At 35.3% G+C, this 19,215-nt stretch carries 18 protein-coding genes and 1 tRNA gene; 9 read left to right on the top strand and 10 right to left on the bottom strand.

Going from position 1 to position 19,215, the window contains the following annotated elements; genetic code table 11:
• The first annotated feature begins 95 nt into the window (after positions 1-95).
• Both ACODR7_RS11345 and ACODR7_RS11340 read left to right on the top strand, forming a co-directional pair.
• Positions 96-1,601 carry a DNA recombination protein RmuC gene (locus tag ACODR7_RS11345; protein ID WP_488839101.1) on the top strand — a complete coding sequence of 502 codons (1,506 nt, stop codon included), beginning with the start codon at positions 96-98 and terminating at the stop codon, positions 1,599-1,601.
• A 205-nt stretch (positions 1,602-1,806) separates the two neighbouring features.
• On the top strand, positions 1,807-2,574 hold the full coding sequence (locus ACODR7_RS11340; protein ID WP_488839100.1) for a TrmH family RNA methyltransferase: 768 nt from the start codon (positions 1,807-1,809) through the stop codon (positions 2,572-2,574).
• Positions 2,575-2,694: 120 nt separating this feature from the next.
• On the opposite strand, the gene ACODR7_RS11335 is transcribed toward ACODR7_RS11340, so the two are convergent.
• Positions 2,695-3,024, bottom strand: coding sequence for a hypothetical protein (locus ACODR7_RS11335; RefSeq protein ID WP_034694620.1), 330 nt, complete (start codon positions 3,022-3,024; stop codon positions 2,695-2,697).
• Positions 3,025-3,207: 183 nt separating this feature from the next.
• Between ACODR7_RS11335 and ACODR7_RS11330 the strand changes: the two genes are divergently transcribed.
• The gene (locus tag ACODR7_RS11330; protein ID WP_488839099.1) at positions 3,208-4,389 is read left to right on the top strand and encodes a hypothetical protein; all 1,182 of its coding nucleotides are present in this window, start codon (positions 3,208-3,210) and stop codon (positions 4,387-4,389) included.
• The gene (locus ACODR7_RS11325; protein ID WP_110366442.1) at positions 4,373-4,954 is read left to right on the top strand and encodes a hypothetical protein; all 582 of its coding nucleotides are present in this window, start codon (positions 4,373-4,375) and stop codon (positions 4,952-4,954) included. The genes ACODR7_RS11330 and ACODR7_RS11325 overlap by 17 nt, the downstream gene beginning before the upstream one ends.
• On the opposite strand, the gene ACODR7_RS11320 is transcribed toward ACODR7_RS11325, so the two are convergent.
• Genes ACODR7_RS11320 through trhO form a run of 4 tightly spaced genes read right to left on the bottom strand, consistent with a single transcriptional unit; the run spans position 4,903 to position 8,376 of the window.
• Positions 4,903-5,478 (bottom strand): 5-formyltetrahydrofolate cyclo-ligase, encoded by a 576-nt coding sequence (locus tag ACODR7_RS11320; protein WP_488839098.1) that lies wholly within the window; start codon positions 5,476-5,478, stop codon positions 4,903-4,905. The two genes, ACODR7_RS11325 and ACODR7_RS11320, sit on opposite strands and share 52 nt — an antisense overlap.
• Positions 5,479-5,483: 5 nt before the next feature.
• Positions 5,484-5,714 (bottom strand): ferredoxin, encoded by a 231-nt coding sequence (locus tag ACODR7_RS11315; protein ID WP_076597023.1) that lies wholly within the window; start codon positions 5,712-5,714, stop codon positions 5,484-5,486.
• The gene (locus tag ACODR7_RS11310) at positions 5,714-6,958 is read right to left on the bottom strand and encodes a peptidase U32 family protein (protein ID WP_488839097.1); all 1,245 of its coding nucleotides are present in this window, start codon (positions 6,956-6,958) and stop codon (positions 5,714-5,716) included. The genes ACODR7_RS11315 and ACODR7_RS11310 overlap by 1 nt, the downstream gene beginning before the upstream one ends.
• 56 nt (positions 6,959-7,014) lie before the next feature.
• Positions 7,015-8,376, bottom strand: a complete 1,362-nt coding sequence (gene trhO, locus ACODR7_RS11305) for an oxygen-dependent tRNA uridine(34) hydroxylase TrhO (RefSeq protein ID WP_488839096.1) — start codon at positions 8,374-8,376, stop codon at positions 7,015-7,017.
• Positions 8,377-8,715: 339 nt separating this feature from the next.
• On the opposite strand from trhO, the gene ACODR7_RS11300 reads away from it, so the two are divergent.
• On the top strand, positions 8,716-10,245 hold the full coding sequence (locus tag ACODR7_RS11300) for a trypsin-like peptidase domain-containing protein (RefSeq protein WP_488839230.1): 1,530 nt from the start codon (positions 8,716-8,718) through the stop codon (positions 10,243-10,245).
• 68 nt (positions 10,246-10,313) lie between these two features.
• On the opposite strand, the gene ACODR7_RS11295 is transcribed toward ACODR7_RS11300, so the two are convergent.
• The 3 genes from ACODR7_RS11295 to ACODR7_RS11285 all read right to left on the bottom strand — a co-directional run bounded on the left by ACODR7_RS11295 (position 10,314) and on the right by ACODR7_RS11285 (position 13,878).
• On the bottom strand, positions 10,314-10,769 hold the full coding sequence (locus ACODR7_RS11295) for a hypothetical protein (protein WP_488839095.1): 456 nt from the start codon (positions 10,767-10,769) through the stop codon (positions 10,314-10,316).
• A complete protein-coding gene (locus tag ACODR7_RS11290; protein ID WP_034694591.1) occupies positions 10,769-11,149 on the bottom strand; it encodes a RidA family protein in 381 nt (126 codons plus the stop codon). The genes ACODR7_RS11295 and ACODR7_RS11290 overlap by 1 nt, the downstream gene beginning before the upstream one ends.
• 143 nt (positions 11,150-11,292) lie before the next feature.
• Entirely contained in the window at positions 11,293-13,878 is a 2,586-nt protein-coding gene (locus ACODR7_RS11285) for a putative LPS assembly protein LptD (protein WP_488839094.1), read from the bottom strand.
• A gap of 53 nt (positions 13,879-13,931) precedes the next feature.
• Between ACODR7_RS11285 and ACODR7_RS11280 the strand changes: the two genes are divergently transcribed.
• Both ACODR7_RS11280 and ACODR7_RS11275 read left to right on the top strand, forming a co-directional pair.
• On the top strand, positions 13,932-15,218 hold the full coding sequence (locus ACODR7_RS11280; protein WP_488839093.1) for an N-acetylmuramoyl-L-alanine amidase family protein: 1,287 nt from the start codon (positions 13,932-13,934) through the stop codon (positions 15,216-15,218).
• A 59-nt stretch (positions 15,219-15,277) separates the two neighbouring features.
• A tRNA-Glu gene (locus ACODR7_RS11275) sits at positions 15,278-15,349 on the top strand.
• Positions 15,350-15,759: 410 nt separating this feature from the next.
• Here the strand turns inward: ACODR7_RS11275 and ACODR7_RS11270 are convergent.
• Complete coding sequence (locus tag ACODR7_RS11270) at positions 15,760-16,077, bottom strand: hypothetical protein (RefSeq protein WP_488839092.1); 318 nt, start codon at positions 16,075-16,077, stop codon at positions 15,760-15,762.
• Positions 16,078-16,083: 6 nt separating this feature from the next.
• Positions 16,084-18,255, bottom strand: coding sequence for a zincin-like metallopeptidase toxin domain-containing protein (locus ACODR7_RS11265; RefSeq protein WP_488839091.1), 2,172 nt, complete (start codon positions 18,253-18,255; stop codon positions 16,084-16,086).
• Positions 18,256-18,508: 253 nt separating this feature from the next.
• Between ACODR7_RS11265 and ACODR7_RS11260 the strand changes: the two genes are divergently transcribed.
• A complete protein-coding gene (locus tag ACODR7_RS11260) occupies positions 18,509-18,829 on the top strand; it encodes a hypothetical protein (RefSeq protein ID WP_105683297.1) in 321 nt (106 codons plus the stop codon).
• Between the two features lie 66 nt (positions 18,830-18,895).
• Positions 18,896-19,150, top strand: a complete 255-nt coding sequence (gene rpsT, locus ACODR7_RS11255; RefSeq protein ID WP_002983073.1) for a 30S ribosomal protein S20 — start codon at positions 18,896-18,898, stop codon at positions 19,148-19,150.
• Positions 19,151-19,215 lie beyond the last annotated feature (65 nt).

Here is a 19,215-nt window from a genome sequence, read left to right as displayed (position 1 = left end):
AATAGCCTCAGACATTTCATCAATCTTTTAAAATAGTAGAACAAACAGGCGGTATTGTTCATACAGCTTCCAGCCTTTTTTCATAATTTTGAAACATGGAGATGATCTATTTAATTATTGGGTTGGTTGCCGGTGGTGTACTGGGAGCAGTTATTTTATATTTTGCACTTAAATCGTCAATGGTTTCCAGAAGTTCTTATGATGCGCTGAATACCTTAGCTATCAAAAACCAATCTGATCTTGAAAATTCCAATCTGAAAATTCAGGAGCTTCATCAGAATATCAGTAAAGAGAAAGAAACCAATATGCTGCAGCAGGATCTTCTGGATGATCTGAAAAATGAATTTTCTAAAATATCCGCCGAATATTCTTCTTTAAACATCCAGTTTCAGGAGTTAAAACAAATCAATCAGAGACAGACTTCTCAGATAGAAACCCACATTCTTGAAAAACAGACTCTTTTTGCTAAAAACTCTGAGCTTTCTGCCAAAAATGAAGGTCTCCAACAATCTCTTGACACCCAGAAAGAAGAAATTGTCAAAATTCAGGAAGAGTCTAAACTTCAGTTTGAAAACCTTGCCAATAAAATTTTAGAAGAAAAGACAGAAAAGTTTACGGCTTTAAATCAAAATAACTTAAAAAATATTCTTGAACCTTTTCAGGAGAAAATTGCAGACTTAAAAAACAAAGTCAACGAAGCCTATGAAAAGGAAAATAAAGAGCGTTTCTCCCTTGCAGAAAAAGTGAAGGAATTGGCGGAACTGAATCAGCAGATTTCTGAGGATGCCAAAAAACTGACCCGCGCACTGAAAGGAGAAAGCAAAACACAAGGGAACTGGGGTGAAATGATTCTGGAAAGTATTCTTGAAAAATCGGGACTGGTAAAAGGAAGAGAATATTTCCTGGAGCATGAATTGCGCGATGAAGACAACAAAGCTTTATTTTCCGAATTTTCCGGAAAGAAAATGCGACCTGATGCCGTTGTAAAATATCCGGATGAAAGAAATGTCATCATTGATTCTAAAGTGTCACTGACTGCTTTTACCGAATTGGTAGACGAAACCGACGCCGATGTTTACGCCATAAAACTTAGCCAGCACCTTGGATCAATTAAAAACCATATTAATCAATTAAGTCAGAAAGCATACGATGATTATGGAAAATCACTGGATTTCGTAATGATGTTTATTCCGAGTGAACCCGCTTATATTGCAGCGATGCAGGCAGATCAGAATCTTTGGAACTATGCCTATGAAAGAAGAATCCTTCTGCTTAATCCAAGCAATCTGATCACTTCCCTTAAGCTGATTGCCGATCTTTGGAAACGCGAATATCAGAACCGAAATTCTATTGAAATCGCTGAACGAGGAGCCAGACTTTATGATAAATTCGTAGGCTTCGTAGAAAACCTGGAAAAGGTAGGCCGAAATCTTGATCAGGCGAAAAATGTATACAATGATGCTTACAAACAGCTTCATACCGGAAATGACAACCTGGTGATTCAGACTCAAAAATTGAAATCATTAGGAATCAAAAATAAAAAAGATCTGCCTCAAAGTCTTATTGACAACAGCAGTTTCACAGAAACATCAGAAAGCTAAACCTCAGAAAAGCTATTCCCCTTAGTTATTGGAAGCAGTATTCTTCTGAGCAAGCTATGTTCGAAATAAAATGGCTATTAATTGGCTAAATGACCATTCTTATCTTTTTTAAATGGAAAAATAAAATTCCAATGGAGATCACTTGGAAAACCATTTTTGTTAAAACCAGAGAAGTTCAATCATAAATTTTGCATAATTTTGCAGCATGTTGATAGAAAGTTTTCAAAACGATAAAGTAAAAAATGTCACTAAGCTTCTTACTGACAACAGATTTCGCAAAAAATCAAAAGTTTTTGTAGTAGAAGGACAGCAGGAAAATGAAAGAGCTATTCAGTATGATTTTGAACCGCTGGAGTTCTTTGTCTGTGAAAATATCTTTAAAGGAACTCTTCCCGGTGGAAAAATCCATTATGTAAACGAAAAAGTATATGAAAAAATCGCTTACAGAGGGAGTTCTGAAGGAATTATCGGTATCTACCATGCAAAAGAAACTTTACTTTCATCATTTATTCCTAAAGAAGATTCTACAGTAATTATTGTTGAAGGTGTTGAAAAGCCGGGAAATCTTGGCGCTATATTAAGAAGCTGTGAAGCATTTGGTATAGATGCACTGATTGTTGCTGACGGAAAAACCGATTTCTACAATCCTAATGTAATCAGATCCAGTGTAGGATGTCTTTTCGGGATGGAAGTATATCAGGCTGAAAACGAAGAAACATTGGAATTCCTTCAAAAAAATAGTTTTAATATCTATACAACGCTTATGGACGAAAGTGCTGAAGATCTTTATAAGAGAGATTTCAGACAGCGTTCTGCGGTATTATTCGGTACGGAACATTCCGGACTAAGTGATTTCTGGATCGGGAAAGGAAAAAACACATTGATTCCTATGGCAGGAAGTATTGATTCATTAAATCTGAGTAATGCTGTGGCTATTACGTGTTATGAATCTCTGAAGCAAAAGAAGGGATAGACTATTGGTCTTATTTTTATAGTAAAGAGATTGCTTCGCCAATGCTCGCAAATGACTAAGCATAAAAAAAACCGTTTCACTGGGTGAAACGGTTCTTTTATTGTTAAGCTTATGCTAGAATTATTTCTTAGCAGCATCTTTAGCAGCATCAGCAGCTCCTTTAGCAGCATCAGCAGCACCTTTAGCAGCGTCAGCAGCACCTTTAGCAGCATCTTTAGCAACTTCAGCACCAGCAGCAGTAGTAGCAGCAGCAGCATCTTTAGTAGCTTCTACAGCAGTAGTTGCAGCAGAATCAACAACTTTAGCAGCAGAATCAGAAACTACAGCAGCAGAATCAGCTACAGTAGCAGCAGCAGAATCAGTTGTACCTTCAGTAGCAGTAGCTTCAGTTTTTTTACAAGCAACTAGAGAGATTGCAGCGATAGCAGCTACGAATAATGACTTTTTCATAATAAATTAAATTTAATTTTGTTAATATTGTTTTATAAAATTTTCTTCTGTTCTGTTATTTGAACAAGACAAAGGTAGAGCAGTTAGAAAGTTTGTCTATGAAAAATAATTGTAATACCTTTGTAAAATAGTTTTACAAAAAAACATAGCTGATAATCAACAATTTAATTATTTTTTGAAAAATTGACAGATTTAGATCTATTACACTTTGAACAGCTAAAAAAGGAAGTTCAGGGTCAATACTTAAAAGAATATACCCCTTCGCAGGATGACATATCCAAGTGGAAGGGTATAGATATTATATATTTTCAGGAAGACCTTCGAAAAAAAGCGAAAGGTAACATCAGTGAAAAGTCATTCTACACTTATTTTAAAACTTCACCTGTTACTAAATTACCAAGGATAGATATGCTCAATTTATTGAGTATTTATGCGGGTTATGACTCCTGGTACGAGTTCAAAAAGCAACATCTTTTTGCCGGCGAATTGTTGCAGGAAAATGAAAATTTTGATGAAGAAGATATAGATGAACTTGAACAAACAGTTTCTTCAGCCCCAGAACTTCCAAAAACTGAATTTCAGCCTAAAAAAGTTGAAACAAGCACCCAAGAAAACACTGATTTACAAAAATCAAATACTGAAAATCAACAAATTACACAAAACAAAGCGACAACAAATGAGATTGAAATTTCAACTGTTCCGCCTAAGAAAAATTTCTTCAAAAAGAACGCCTGGGCACTTGTTACTTCAGTTTTGATTACCATTACCGGCCTTTTAGGATTTAAAGATGTACTTTTTTCGAAAACTTATAAATATTGTTTCATTGATAAGGACAGAGGAGTTTCTGTGATCAATACCTTAGAAATAATGGTGGTGAAAGAAAACGAATCTCCGTTGATGTATAAAATAAAGCCCGGCGAGTGCTTCTATTATTCCAGCAAGGATAAAAATCTAAAAATGCGAATCAGCGCTCCTTTCTACGAGCCTCTGGAGGTCAACAGAAGCCTTGAAAATGCCCCTGAAGAAGAAAAAATAGAACTAAAGCCGGATGATTATAAGATGGCTGTGTATTATTTCTCTATAAAAGACATCAAAGGAGGGAATCCGGATGAGCAGGTTGCTCTTATTAAGCAGAAAAGAAATCAGCTGGAAAACCTGATCAGCAGCAATGCAGTCATCTATCAGGTGTATGATAATGATACTTATGGCATTGAAAGGCTGGATAAACAAAAGTATATCACTCTGGTAACCACGCCAACAACCTCTCTGAAAAACCTGAATGTAATAGAAATGAAAAAGGATATCAAAGGTAAAATTGTATCCATCAAATTTAAAATTGCTACCACAGATGAAAAGAATAAGTAATTTTTTAATTTTCACCGTGCTTCTGACTTTAGTTATTGCCTGTAATAATAAAACTTCAGAGGTAAGCGACCTCGATAAACTACGAAACAGCAACAATGAAAAAAGCTATCCCGCCGTACAGATGGATAGTATGCAGGCTATCAACTCCATCACCAAACAGAAAGTTCAGGAACTTCTTGACCTGTCTACCCTCTATCTTAGTGGAAACAGGAATACGGAAATAGATACTGTCATTTATTCCCAGATGGAAAGTTATTTTCACAAACCGGATTCTCTGACATTTAAAAGACTGCTGAAAGAACTGGACAGCATGAAAGCAAAAACAGCGAAAGTCAGCAATCTGAATGTATATAAAGAGTTTTATAAAAAAGACACGTTGGACTACGCCAAGTTCAATGTGGAATATTTTGATAATAAAAACAAATCGCTGGGAAGCTTTGAAAAGAATGCACAATACATCTTATTGTCTACATCAAAGCTTAAAAAAGAATTTAAATTCTACTTTTTAGATTTTTATTCCAAGCCGCTCAAGAAAGACAGTACGTCTGTAGGAGTAACCAGATAGTCCAGAGGAATATCATTTTCCCAGACATCATCCACATATTCATCGGGGTCAAAATAATTGACTCCGATTTTTTTTGTCTCAGAAGAAATGCTTTGAAACAAGCCGTCATAGAATCCTTTACCGTATCCTACCCGATTTCCTTTTTTATCACAGTATAATAAAGGTGTAATCACATAATGAAAGTAATTTTCCCCCGAATCATCATTAGAAACAGGTTCCGAAATCCCCCAACTGTTGGTTTCAAAAACAGTATCTTCAAAAATTTCAATAGCAATCAGCTTGTCAGTTACAATTTTAGGCACATAAACACGGATATTCTGTGCTAAAAAATAATCAATGAATATCTGGGTATCAATTTCCATTCTTGCCGGAATCGGGATAAAAACATGTACTTTCTCCGATTCTTTCGGATTGAAATACTGAATGAAATTTTCAAAAATCTTTTGAGATAACAGGAAAGCCTCATCGGTAGACAAGGCCTTTCTTTTTTGGGTATATTTTTTTCTAAGTTCAGCTTTCAGCATAATGATTAAGTAATTCTTACAGAAATAATTTTCACAGGACAGGCGTTTGCCGCTTTCTCCAAATGCTCAAACGCTTCCTGATCAGATGTTTTTAAAGTATAGAAGCCTTTTTTATCTACCGTCTTAAGCAATACTGATTTACCATCCTTTTTAGACATTCTAAAATATTCCGGAGCGAATTCAACACAATAATTGCAACCAATACATTTATCTCTTTGAAGTGTAGCAATGACCATTACGCTTTAACAATTTTATATAATTTGTCACTTGCCCGTACACGAAACTTCGTAGGGAAAGTAATCACATCAGACTTTGTTGCCTTTTCAGCTCCTTCCTTCTTATCAACGATCATGCTTTCGATGATCATTTCCTGTGATCCTGTAGTGGGTCCCTGTATAAGTACACTGTCTCCTACGGAAATATCATAGGCTTCAACCACAAACTCTGCAATATTGGCTTTCGGATAGAAATGCCGCCCTTTTCCTATATAAACTTTCTTTTGTGTTGCACTGGAACCTGAGTTCGAAGACCAGTCACCCAGCTCCTGGCCAAGATAATATCCACTCCAGAAACCTCTATTGTATACGGTTTCCAGAAGTTTCATCCATTCATCCACTTTTTCCTGAGAAAATGTTCCTTCAGCAATACTGTCAATTGCTTCTCTATAACATTTTGTAACTGTTGCTACATATTCAGGTGCTCTTCCTCTTCCTTCTATCTTTAAGACTTTCACGCCGGCATCCACAATCTGATTCAGAAAACCAATGGTACAAAGGTCTTTGGGAGACATCATATATTCATTATCAAGTTCAATTTCAAAACCTGATTCCTGATCAATCACAGTATATTTTTTTCGGCAGTTCTGTTTGCACGCGCCTCTGTTTGCAGAAGAATTATGAGAATGCAGGCTTAGATAACACTTCCCGGATACGGCCATACATAAGGCACCATGTCCGAAAATTTCCACTTCAACAAGATTACCGGAAGGTCCTTTCACCTGATCTTTTTCAATCTGAGTACAGATTTTTTTGATCTGGCTGATACTTAATTCACGGCTCATCACCATTGTATCAGCAAAAAGAGCATAGAATTTTACGGTTTCAATATTGGTTATATTAATCTGCGTAGAAATATGCACCTCCATACCAATTTGTCTTGCATAAGAGATTACAGCCTGATCCATTGCAATTACAGCAGTAAGACCAGCTTCTTTAGCTTTATCTAAAAGTGTTCTGACAATAGACAAATCATGATCATATATGATGGTGTTAAGGGTAAGATAAGTTCTTACTCCTTTTTCAGCACATCTTCTGGCGATTTCCGGCAGATCATCAATGGTGAAATTCATTGTTGCTCTTGCACGCATGTTGAGTTGCTCAACACCAAAATAGACAGAGTCAGCCCCATTATCTATAGCCGCCTGAAGTGATATGAAATCTCCTGCAGGAGACATCAATTCTATTGTTCCGTTTTTTGTCATTTTGAGTCCGGAATTACTAAGTTATTAAACAGAAATAATTTATTGAAAGTTCGGAATTATGCATTTTGTACAATTCTGTACAGCTTATCAGATAAGCGAACTCTGAACGGTAATGCAAAAGTAATCTGATCTCCTATATTTGCTGTTTCACAAGGACCTCCGTTAGCATAGATTTCAGTAATAGTAACCTCCTGCTCTCCTGTTGTAGGACCTGAAATTAATACTTTATCTCCAACTGACAGATCTTTATGCTCAATTAAAAACTGCGCAATTTTTGATTTTGAATAGTAATGTTCTGCTTTACCTATCAATTCTTTTTTAACAGCAATCTTCTGGCGGATATTTTTTGTTTCGGCTTTTGCTAAAGGCTTATCAGTTAAATCTCCTGAGTTTTTAAATTTCAGGGCATCGGATTTTCCTTTTCTGAATACTTTATTTCCAACCTGTAACCCTTTTCTCAGTTTCACCTGTTCATCCCAAGGTAAATGGATGGTATCCAGACATTCTGCAGAACAGCAGTTTTCCATCGCTGCTTTACAATCATCACATTGGATAAACAATAGATGACAGGCATCATTGGCACAATTGGTATGATTATCACAAGGTTTTCCGCACTGATGGCATTGTGCAATAATATCGTCTGTAATTCTCTCTCCTAAGCGGTGGTCAAATACGAAGTTTTTACCGATGAATTTACTTTTTATTCCTTCTTCTTTGATCTGGCGTGTATATTCAATGATACCGCCTTCCAGTTGATATACATTTTTGAATCCCTGATGCTTGAAGTAAGCACTTGCTTTTTCACAACGGATTCCTCCGGTACAATACATCAGCAGGTTTTTATCTTCTTTAAAATCCTGCAGCTGTTCGTTAATAATAGGTAAGCTTTCTCTGAAGTTTTCCACATCCGGAGTAATTGCTCCTTCAAAATGCCCAACTTCACTTTCGTAGTGATTTCTGAAATCTACAACAATGGTATTGGGATCTTCCAGCATATTATTGAATTCCTGAGCTTTTAAGTGAATTCCTTTATTGGTTACGTCAAAAGTCTCGTCATTCAAACCGTCAGCAACAATTTTATTCCTGACTTTTATGGTTAATTTTAAAAATGAGTAATTGTCATGGTCTACCGCTACGTTCAAACGGATTCCTTTCATGAAGTCATAAACTTCCAGCGTATCACGAAAAGCCTCAAACTGATCTGCAGGAACACTCATCTGAGCATTAATTCCTTCTGTTGCAACATAAATACGGCCAAGTGCATCCAGTGCATTCCAGGCTATAAATAATTCGTCGCGAAATTTTTTGGGGTCTTCAATTTTGGCATACGCATAGAAAGACAAAGTAAGACGGTCTTTACCGGCTTCATCAATAAGTTGAGCTCTTTCTTCTGCGCTTAAGGTGTTATACAGTTGCATGCTATAAACGTTTTAAGTGAGAATAAAATTTTTGCAAAGGTAATAATTTTTGAATTAAGTATATTTATGACATCAATCAAGGATAGTAAGTAATAACCTGTCTGCAATGAAAAAGAGATTACTTTACATCATGATTCTGCCATATTTTCTTTAATTTTTTTTTAAGTTTTGTTAACTGTGACATTAACAATTATGACATAAGACATAAAATGATATAATAGCCGTTAAATTTTAGTTAAAATTGAAACATAGCATACTAATTGCTTACTTATTTAACATTAAATTTGTTTACTCAAAAACATAAAAATGAAATTAATTAATAAACAAGAAAGATATACAATGAAGACTACTTTAAAAAAACTATTACCATTTGCAGTAGTAGGGGTATTATCTGGAGCTACTACCGTTGGAGCTTTACAATATTTCGGACATGGCTCTAATAATGGAGATCAATCTTATTTCACAACAGCCGCACCTAATACATCATTCGCAGGAATGAATACAGGAGCTGTAGGTGATGATTTTGTAAAAGCGGCTAAAACCACCGTTCCGGCTGTAGTTACCATTAAAAACTATCAGAGCAGAACCTCAAGCAGAGCTTCAGAGCAGGATTTGTTCGACTTTTTCTTTGGAGATCCTTTCGGGGGAAGAGGCCAGCAGAGACAGAAGCAGCAACAAGCTCCTGACAATATGCCATCTGGAATGGGTTCCGGTGTCATCATCTCTCCGGACGGTTACATTATTTCCAACAACCACGTGGTAGCAGGTGCTAACAAGCTTGAAGTTGTTTTAAGCAACAAAAAATCATATATCGCTACTTTGGTAGGAACAGACCCTAATACAGATATCTCTTTATTAAAGATTGAAGAAAAAGGTCTTCCTTATCTGAATTTCGCGAACTCTGACAATATTGATGTGGGACAATGGGTACTTGCAGTAGGAAATCCATTAGGATTAAATTCTACAGTAACAGCCGGTATTGTTTCTGCAAAAGGAAGAGGTATCGGAATCTTGGGAGGCCAAGGAAAGGCTACTAATCCTATTGAAAGTTTCATTCAAACGGATGCCGCCATCAACCCGGGTAACTCAGGAGGAGCTTTGGTAAACACGAATGGGGAGCTTATCGGGATCAACTCCGCGATTCAATCTACCACAGGATATTACCAGGGATATGGATTTGCCGTTCCTTCCAACCTGGCAAGAAAAATTGTTGAAGATATCAAGAAATTCGGAATTGTACAGAGAGGATTCCTTGGAGTTCAGTCTTTAGATCTTTCGAATGACCAATTGGTAAGTTCATACAACAAACAATTTAAAACAAATCTGAAGGTAGGTTCAGGAATTTATATTACAGGATTTGGTGAAAATAGTGGTGCTGAAGATGCAGGACTGAAAAAAGGAGACGTAATCACTAAAGTAGACAACTACGATATCACAGACTTTGCTGATCTTTCTATGTCTATCGGAAGCAAACGTCCTGGTGATAAAGTACAGGTTACTTATTCAAGAAATGGCAAAGAAAGTACTACATCTGTAACGCTTAGAGACCAGAAAGGAGGCACTTCAACAAGAACGAAAGCCGACCTTAGTGTAACAGAAAAAATCGGATCCGAATTTGATCCCCTTACAGAGCGTTTCAAAACAGAATACGGCCTGAATAGTGGTGTAGTGGCTAAAAACGTATCTGAGGGCAGCGAAATGGCTAAAATCGGGATCGTAGATAACTATATCATCATCGAAATCAATGGCAAGCCGGTCAATTCACAGAAAGATGTTGAAAAGATCCTTGAGAAATATCAGGGGAATGTACAGGTGAAATTCGTGGATGACTATGGAAGAATTTATACAAAAGGTTTCAAAATGCCTTAATCAGAAAACAAATTAGTTTTTCATATCAACAAAAAGCGCTGCAGATATTTGCAGCGCTTTTTTATTATTTATTTAGACTTGTTCATTTTATCAGCGATATTCTTCTTTTTATTCCTTTCGTAGATCACTTCTACAATCTTCCCCCCAATCCATGAAAACGGAAAGAACGTAAGAAAAATAGAGATCTTATAAAATGTAGGATGATAAGGAAAAATAATGACATCCAACATGGCGATAAAAAGCATAATAAAGCCAATCAGAATAGCATAGGCTACTTTAGCATATTTAACGATAATGGCCGTCGCAACTCCCCCGATGGTAGTTCCCAATCCGGAAATAAATAAAAGGAAGCTGAAAAACGCCTTATCATCTTTCATGCTTAAAAGAAACCTTTGCCAATGCTCAAACGGAGCAAAAGCCTCAAAAGTTATCCATTGCGGAAAAGCCCTTATACCAAGAGTAATTATAAGTCCTGCAATACAAAGACCTATCAGAACCGCAATTGTATTTCTTATAAAGTTCATTAATCCTGATGTGCAATCATAGAAATTTCGATATCCACATTTTTAGGCAAACATGAAACCTGTACTGTTTCTCGGGCAGGATAGCTTTCTGAATCTAAGTATGATGCATAAATATCATTCATTACAGCAAAATCATCCATACTCTTAAGGAAGATGGTCGCTTTTACAACGTTTTTGAAAGTCATGCCAGCCTCAGTAAGAATGGCTTCAAGATTTTTCATTACCTGATGCGTTTCCTTTTCAATTCCTTCTACCAGTTTACCCGTTGCAGGATCTACAGGAATCTGTCCGGAGATATACAAAACTCCGTTTGCCATATTAGCTTGTGAATAAGGTCCGATAGCTGCAGGTGCATTAACTGTGTTGATTATTTGTTTCATATGCGGATATTTAATTTTTTCCAGATCATAGGTGATCACTATCTGTTATGTTCGCTGGTTTGCGAATTTTGTCAACAGTGATTTCATTAGCATTTATTCTGCCTGCAAATATAAAATTTATATTCACAAATGCCAATCTGATATTAGAAAGGTGCATTAGGCTGGGTAAAACTTCTGTCTTTGTACTTCAATGCATCACTTAAGATATTGGCTTTGATACCGATAAAGAAGTCATACACTTTATACTGTCCGAAAGGAACCCAGTTGAAATTGATCGTAAAACTTCGCTGATCTCTTGAAAAACCAATCCTTGTATATGCCAATTCTTTAGTCACCATGTCATAATGCGTACTTCCGTTGATATTCCAGTAAGGAGTAAGTTTGATACTACCGTCTAATCCTATGGATGCAATTTTATTGGCGAATTTGCTCAATCCTTTTGAGTATGCATAATTCGCGCTGATATTCAAAGTCCATGCCTGATCAAAGTGAGCATAATGATCATCATCAAAATAATAATTTTCATTTCGGACTTCTCCCTTCGAAGAATACTTCTTTGCATAATCTGTTTTCTGTCCAAAAATCTCACTGCTTAAAGGATAAGATAACTGAACGTTGAATCCCTGTACACTGAAGTGACCGAACTGCTCTGTTCTTACCCCTGTATTTTCTCCTGATGAGAAATCAATTTTATAAGGCTCCAGTGCAAGACTGGTATTTACAGTAAGTTTATTATTGAAAAATGAAGACTGTCCATTGATAGAGAATACAGACCAGGGATGATCTTTAGCAGCAAAGTTGTAGCTTCCTGCCAGGTTTAAAGATTCAAAAATTTTGATTTTCTTCACTCCCGTAGAGTCACTCTTGGACTTTACTTTCATCTCAATATTGTTACCGATATTGAAACCTAAAGCTCCCTGCATACCGCTTGACGGGCTTCCGATAATTCCTTTTTCAAAAATAGAATACGGTGTCAGCGCTCCGGTTGCATTATAATAGTTTCTGTAATATCCGAAGCCAGGACTTGAGAAATCCGGTGAATAGGTAAAACTCATACTTGGAGTCATCATATGTCTTATCGCTTCCACTGTAGATCCTTTTTTGAATTTCATCATTCCAAAAAGTGTTGTCTGAAGACTTGCGGAAGTGGAAAAAGTAGAGTATCCTGTAAAGTTTTTATTGATCTCATCAACAGTTACGTTTTTTACCGGATCATAATATCTGTTCAGCGTTTTTGTAGTCAAAGCGTTATCGATATTCGCGCTTAAACTGAAAGTGAAGTATTTCGCCAATGTTGTGTTGGTAGCCAATGCGATATTGTTTTTAAGCCCTGTCTGCATTTTATCCCACATTTCTTTTTTAAATAGCTCGTTCTCCTGAGTATTCACAAAATTGGTAAGATTGAAACCGGTATTCACTGTAATATTTTCAAGCAATCCCTGTCTGATCCCTGTTCTTGATTTGAACAGATAGAACTGATTAATCGCTACGTTCATCTGTGGAAGACGAAGGTCTGCCAATCCTGTTGCAAAGTTCTGGGAATATGAAGCAGTTCCAGTAATAGTCATTGGAAGTTTCAGGAATCTTTTGGTAAGGGTTACTGTAGAGTTCTGCTGGGTATTTAATACATTCTGATTGAAAATGTAATTGTTGTTAAGCGGGTTGTTATAGAATTTGGTACTTACAATATCTACAGAGGCACTGAATGTAAGGAAAGGATTGGCTTTGGAATCCTGCGAGTGAGTCCAGTTGATTCTATAGGTACTGTTTTTAGTATAATCATCCAAACCTTTGATTCCTCTCACCATTGTACCAATATCTGCCGTAAAGTTTCCTGAGTAGCGGTATTTCTTCTGGTAATTCACCTGAGGACGTAAGTTCCAGCTTCCTTTTGTATAAATATCTGCTAAAACCTTAAGGTCAAAATGTTCTCCAATCGGCTGATAATATCCAATTCCGTTCAGGAAGAAACCAACATCTTCTCTTTCCCCGAAACTTGGGATCAGAATACCTGCAGCCCTTTTATCTGAGAATGGCAAAATAGCAAACGGAAGGTAAAGCGGCGTAGGAACCTGTTCGATAAACATCTGAATAGGACCTGTTACGATCTGGGATTTTGTTTTGGTTTTAATCAGCTTAATATTATAAGCTCTCATAAAATAATCCGCTGCGGTATCTTTCTTCTTAATGAAATAATCATCCGTTGTATAATCCGCTTTTCTCATTGCGAATACGGAATCATTATATTTTTTAGTTTTCTGGGCTATAATTACCCCTTCGCTTTCTTCTGTTCTGGCATTGAAAGCAATGGCCTGTTTTGTTTTTGTATTATAGCTGAATTCATTGGTTTCGTATTTTTTCCCGGCCTGTGTAGTGATTACAGGCTCTACAATCTTCCCTAAAGAGTCTTGTTTTCCTCTGGCGTAGATCAGATTTTTATTATCATCAATAGAGATATAATCCGCATCAATCTGCATATCCTGATATTTTACCTGAGCATTTTTGTTCAGGAATGTCATTTTTTTGGGAACATCTCTTCTCTGATCATCCGCTTTTGTACGAAGAACATCATTTAAAGCTTCTTTTTTTACAACTATGGTATCCTTTTTGGAAATAGTATCATTAACCGCATTTTTAGGCAATTTTTCAGGAGTTTTCTGTGCTAAAAAATTGTTAAAAATTAGGATAATTAAAATTTGTAATATATTTTTGAAGACGGTTTTGGCCAATTTTATTCTATATAATTAAGGCTCAAAATTAATATAATTTTTATAACTGTAAGATGCACAAACAAAATTTTAAAATAATTTTATCATTTCTCCTTATCCTTACCAGCAACTTTATTTTCTCCCAGAAGAAGTTTACTATCGTTCTGGATGCGGGACACGGAGGAAGTGATCATGGAGCCAACAGGACTTATTCCGACATTGGAAGGGTTGCAGAAAAAGACATTACACTTGCCATTACATTAAAAGTAGGTGCCATGTTAGAGAAAAACAGAGATTTCAAAGTAATATATACCCGTAAAATAGACGAGTATCCTTCTCTGTCTGACAGGACCAATCTGGCTAACAGAAGTAAAGCAGACCTTTTTGTATCCATTCACTGTAACTCTTCCCAAAGACCTACAGCGTATGGAACTGAAACGTATGTACAGGGACCTAACCAGAATAATGAGAACCTGGAAGTAGCCAAAAGAGAAAATGATGTAATTTTCCTTGATGAAAAAGATAAGCAGATCTTTGGTTCTTATAACCCGGATTCTCCTGAGTCATTAATTGCTTTGAAACTTCAGCAAAGTAAATATCTGGAATCAAGTCTTCTCTTGGGAGGACTGGTAGAAGATAACTTTGTGAATAAAGATAAAAGATCTTCAAGAGGTGTATTTCAGAAAAATCTTCACGTTCTCCGTATGAATGCCATGCCATCTGTACTGATAGAGACAGGATTTATCAATCACCCTGAAGAAAGCCATTATATTGCTTCAGACAAAGGACAGACTGAAATTGCAGAAAGTATCTACAATGCCATTATTGATTATAAAAAAGCGGTTGACAGAAAATCCGGCGGTTCTATGGCTGTCAGAAAACCAGAACCTGAAAAACCTGCAGAGATTCCTTTGAAAAACGATTTCAGAATTCTACTCATGAGTTCTCCTACAAAATACAATGAAAATGATCCTGCCCTGAAAGGCCTGAACTATATTCTTACCCTTAAAGAAAACGGACAATACAAGTATTACTATGCTGTAACCAATATGGCTTCAGTGAAAGATATTAACCTTAAAACAGCGAAAGATGCAGGTTTCAGAAATGCATTTGCTGTAGGATTTATGCCTAACCAGAGAATCAGTATGGGATATTATACTATTGAAGTGTATGCAGGTGATAAGCTGAATGGTAATTCTTATATCCTTCAGAATTTAAAAGATGTGGAAAGAAACAAGGATAATGGAGTATTTTATTATACCTACGGAAAGGTATACACATTGGAAGATGCTGTAAAGCTTCAAAAAGAACTTGATGCTAAAGGTATCAAAAATACGGTGATACAAAAAGTCTATAAATAAATCAAAAAAATAATTTTGAAGTTTAAAAGTTAATTCCTACTTTTGCGACCTCAAAATTCGGCCTATTCGTCTAGTGGTCAGGACTCAAGATTTTCATTCTTGCAACAGGGGTTCGATTCCCCTATAGGCTACTAAACTACACCACTCAATCCCTGTTCAATACAAAGTTCAGGGATTTTTTTATTCCAAAAGTCAACGGAATCTCCACGAATTTTAAAAGAACTCTCATACACACTTTGTACGGGGCGAATTTCGAAAATCTTTTTTGATCTCTAAAATTTTTCTTTCCTTTCGTTACTTTTTGTTTCTTGAAATTGGTTCGGAAATATTTTCTAGCTCTCAGCCTTGAAAGTTCCTTGAACTTCCTTCTTTGTCTGAAAAAGATGATTGTGATTGGAAAAACAAAAAAACAGGCTTAAAATAAGCCTGTTCCTATTTATAAAGTTCATTTTAAAGAGTGAATTAATCTTCAAAAAAACCACTGTCAATTTCTTTTAAATAGAACTAGTTAGACTTTTGAAATATTCTTGACATTTTTTAATTATTTACTACCCTGCCTTACTTCTGTTGAAATATTTCCATTATCATGAATTTTATAATAAATAAAACTATTAAAACTATGTTGTAAATAAACAGGATGACCATTCTCGTCATTAATTACAAGTCCAGCTAGTTGATTTTTCCCCCAATCTTCTTCTCCAAAAAATACAGATACATTCCAAGAATTAATTTTTTCTCCATCCAGAAAAAAATCTTCATTTTCACGAACTATCATTTTTTCTTTGGTATCATATGTAAAATTTGTTTTATCTAAAACCTCTTTAGCAATTTTCTCAATTTGTTCTTTTGTATGCTTCATATCAATTTATTTTAATATTCCTAATTTTCTTAATTTTACCAATTCATCCATTTCTTCAATTACTAACTTTGGTTGTCCCATTGGTATTCTAATCTTATCATTTAAGTATTCATAAGAATCAACTAACTCTCTTTTAGTCCATTTTTCTTTTGTTTTCCAGATAGCATCCCAGACCATTGTTTCATCTTCCCAAAGAGGTAATTTTGCATACTCTTCAGGGGATAGCCTTTTCCAAGTTTTCATATGAACCATTTCATGAAAAACTGTCAATTCTGAAACTTCTGAACGTAAAAACATAGTTTTAAGTCTTGGATTGAAAGAACCTACTACACCTCTTGCATTCCAATCTTTAAGTTTTTGTTTCATCCCAAAGTCCTTATCTACAATTTTCAAATCTACATCATATAATTCCTTTAGCAACTTTCGGAGCTTTTTCAACTCTTTTAAAGTTAACAATCTTCCTCCATCTAATCCAAAACTATCATCAATTTTTCTGAAAAGCTCTTCAATATCCTCAACTACTTCATCATGAATTCTATTACCACTTCCAAATATAGCCTCAATTTTCTTTCTAATCCATTCCGCAACTTTACCACTTTTTATAGCTTCCAGCATTTCAAGAAACTCTTTCTCCAACCATTTGTAAAAGTCTTGTGCAGAATTAGCAATTTTCCCACCTAAATTTTTAGAGAGCTGTATTCCCTTCGCTCCTAACTCTTCTGCTTTAGCTGTTATTCTGCTGATTTTAGCTGACAGGTCTGCCACTAAAGAGCTTCCTCCTGTAAAATATGCAATAATAGCATCTAAGATAAGTTCAAATGCAACAGCACCAATGAAGTATGCCCAAAAATACTCATTATAATCTTTTATTGAAGAAAACTTCTTTTTTAGTACATCAATAACTTTTGATAGTTCTTTCCATATCTTACCTTCACTGAACAGGCTTTTAATACCTGCAAGAAATTCTTTAGAATTTTTGGTAAATAAATCTACAAAATCTTCTATGAATTCTAATTTCTCTTGATGTTTTGCCAACTCTAACGGACTCATTTTTTCCATCTCCAAAAACGGAATTTTATCCGCAACCATTGCTAACAGCATAATAACGGTTTGTGCTAAAGAAATTAAGCCATTGAGCAGACCACATAAAAAAGCGTTAATTTTTGCAACTTCTCGATTGACTTTCTCCACGATAATTGCACCAATACCTGAAAAAACTTCCAATATTTCATTAAAAAAAACTTTGAGCTTGTTATAGACATTTTTTATACTTTCAGGGATATTATCTTCAATGAAATTTTTTAAATAGAAAACAACAGCAAAGAAAATATCATCCGTAATAGTAGGTGTTGCCTTTACTATGGTTGTTACTATTGCCAAAGAAACTTCTTCAAAATAATTTGCAAACTCTTTAAACCTGCTAAATCCTGCTGCTGCAACTTCAGAAGCGTTTTGCATGGTCTTATATTCTTGAGCAGCAATGGGAACAGGAATAATCGGTTTGTATTTCACTTCCTGTTTTGAAAAACCAATTGTTCCTATTTTATTTTGATAAGTGCTGTACATCGGGTTTACATAATATTTGATGTAATCGTAATTTTCCTCTGTAAACTTCCATTTCTCAATGGTTTCTATGCCTCCTCTCATCCAATCTGCCAACTGATTGTTTAATGAGAATACTTTTTTATAGACCTCATTTAGTTTACTTTGTTCAGCAATTTCCAGATAGATTGCACCCTTTAAAAGAGTTTCGTTTATCTTTTTATCATCCGCAAGCTCTCTAACAAGATTGTCAAACCCATTTACTGTTATTGATTCTGTTGGAGTTACATAAGTAGTATTCTGATTATTATTATAAATTCTGTTAAAGAAATCTTTGGCATCTTTTCCCATTTTTACCCGACAGGCAGTACCAAAAAAGTTACTTTTTTTAGGGTCATCTTCTTCATAGAAAACTTTAAATTGTTTCTCTTCTACCCCCTCTTTTTTGTATCTATCAAATACTTCAACACCACTCTTACATAGTATGAAAGTATATTTTATGCGTTCTGTTTCTTTAGTTTCGGGGATTTTATCAAAATCTTCGGGAGGAACAACAAATGTTTCAAAAAACACACTTTTTTCTCCTAAAGGGCTGTCAATGTCTCTGCTCAAGACGTAATTTAATCTTTGTATCATATCATTTGAATTTGTTATGAGCCAAATGTAGATTCGGGTAACGACAGAACTTGACGTATTATATCTATTTTACTTGAGACTTCACCTCATAATATTGCTATTAGCAATATTTGTATTAAGAATTATTTGAAAAAAGCATTATATTTGCAAAAATTTTATCCATTGTTGGTCACACCAATATGGTCACACTGATGAAAAATATTATTGATAAATCATTGTTTGCAGTTTTCTGCAGACTATCAAATTTTATATCATGCCGGATTTAAAAATACAAGAAGCGAAATTGCTTTTTAAGAAAATCCACTCTAACCCAAAAAGTTACGATTTACAAATCAATGAAGGCGGGATTACAGGCAGAGATGATAAAATCAGTTTCAGGCTTTACAGGACTGGAGAAAGGGTTGCTTTTGAAGTAACAATTGACGAACTTACTTTCACCAATACCACTGGAGAATGGAATAATGCACTGATCATGCTGGGAAATACGATCAAAAAATTAGAGAAAGAACAAGAAAATTTAAAAATAGAACAGGCAATAAATAAACTTAGAAAGTACCTATCAGAAGAAAATTAAATTTTTTAAAAATAAATTTGGTAGTTTAAAAAAAAGTTTATAGTTTTGCACTCACATTTAAACGATATGGCAAATCATAAATCAGCACTAAAAAGAATCAGACAAAACGAAACTAGAAGACTTCGTAACAGATATTACCACAAGACTGCTAGAACAGCTTTAAAAGCTTTAAGAAATGAAGAGAACAAAGCTGCTGCTACAGAACAATTGCCAAAAGTTATCGCTTTATTGGATAAATTAGCTAAGAAAAATATTATCCACAAAAACAAGGCAGCTAACTTGAAAAGCAAATTAACAAAGCACGTTAATAAATTAGCGTAACAATATAGCTGGCCCGTTCGTCTATCGGTTAGGACCTCAGATTTTCATTCTGGTAAGAGGGGTTC

Source organism: Chryseobacterium sp. FG46, from assembly GCF_057809135.1.
Note: the sequence above shows the minus strand (reverse complement) of the source record. Positions and strands in the feature narration are given on the sequence as shown.

Coding starts and splice junctions, on each gene's coding strand:
- ACODR7_RS11345 (WP_488839101.1), top strand. CDS start 96: ATGGAGATGATCTATTTAATTATTGGGTTGGTTGCCGGTGGTGTACTG.
- ACODR7_RS11340 (WP_488839100.1), top strand. CDS start 1,807: ATGTTGATAGAAAGTTTTCAAAACGATAAAGTAAAAAATGTCACTAAG.
- ACODR7_RS11335 (WP_034694620.1), bottom strand. CDS start 3,024: ATGAAAAAGTCATTATTCGTAGCTGCTATCGCTGCAATCTCTCTAGTT.
- ACODR7_RS11325 (WP_110366442.1), top strand. CDS start 4,373: ATGAAAAGAATAAGTAATTTTTTAATTTTCACCGTGCTTCTGACTTTA.
- ACODR7_RS11320 (WP_488839098.1), bottom strand. CDS start 5,478: ATGCTGAAAGCTGAACTTAGAAAAAAATATACCCAAAAAAGAAAGGCC.
- ACODR7_RS11315 (WP_076597023.1), bottom strand. CDS start 5,714: ATGGTCATTGCTACACTTCAAAGAGATAAATGTATTGGTTGCAATTAT.
- ACODR7_RS11310 (WP_488839097.1), bottom strand. CDS start 6,958: ATGACAAAAAACGGAACAATAGAATTGATGTCTCCTGCAGGAGATTTC.
- trhO (WP_488839096.1), bottom strand. CDS start 8,376: ATGCAACTGTATAACACCTTAAGCGCAGAAGAAAGAGCTCAACTTATT.
- ACODR7_RS11300 (WP_488839230.1), top strand. CDS start 8,716: ATGAAGACTACTTTAAAAAAACTATTACCATTTGCAGTAGTAGGGGTA.
- ACODR7_RS11295 (WP_488839095.1), bottom strand. CDS start 10,769: ATGAACTTTATAAGAAATACAATTGCGGTTCTGATAGGTCTTTGTATT.
- ACODR7_RS11290 (WP_034694591.1), bottom strand. CDS start 11,149: ATGAAACAAATAATCAACACAGTTAATGCACCTGCAGCTATCGGACCT.
- ACODR7_RS11280 (WP_488839093.1), top strand. CDS start 13,932: ATGCACAAACAAAATTTTAAAATAATTTTATCATTTCTCCTTATCCTT.
- ACODR7_RS11270 (WP_488839092.1), bottom strand. CDS start 16,077: ATGAAGCATACAAAAGAACAAATTGAGAAAATTGCTAAAGAGGTTTTA.
- ACODR7_RS11265 (WP_488839091.1), bottom strand. CDS start 18,255: ATGATACAAAGATTAAATTACGTCTTGAGCAGAGACATTGACAGCCCT.
- ACODR7_RS11260 (WP_105683297.1), top strand. CDS start 18,509: ATGCCGGATTTAAAAATACAAGAAGCGAAATTGCTTTTTAAGAAAATC.
- rpsT (WP_002983073.1), top strand. CDS start 18,896: ATGGCAAATCATAAATCAGCACTAAAAAGAATCAGACAAAACGAAACT.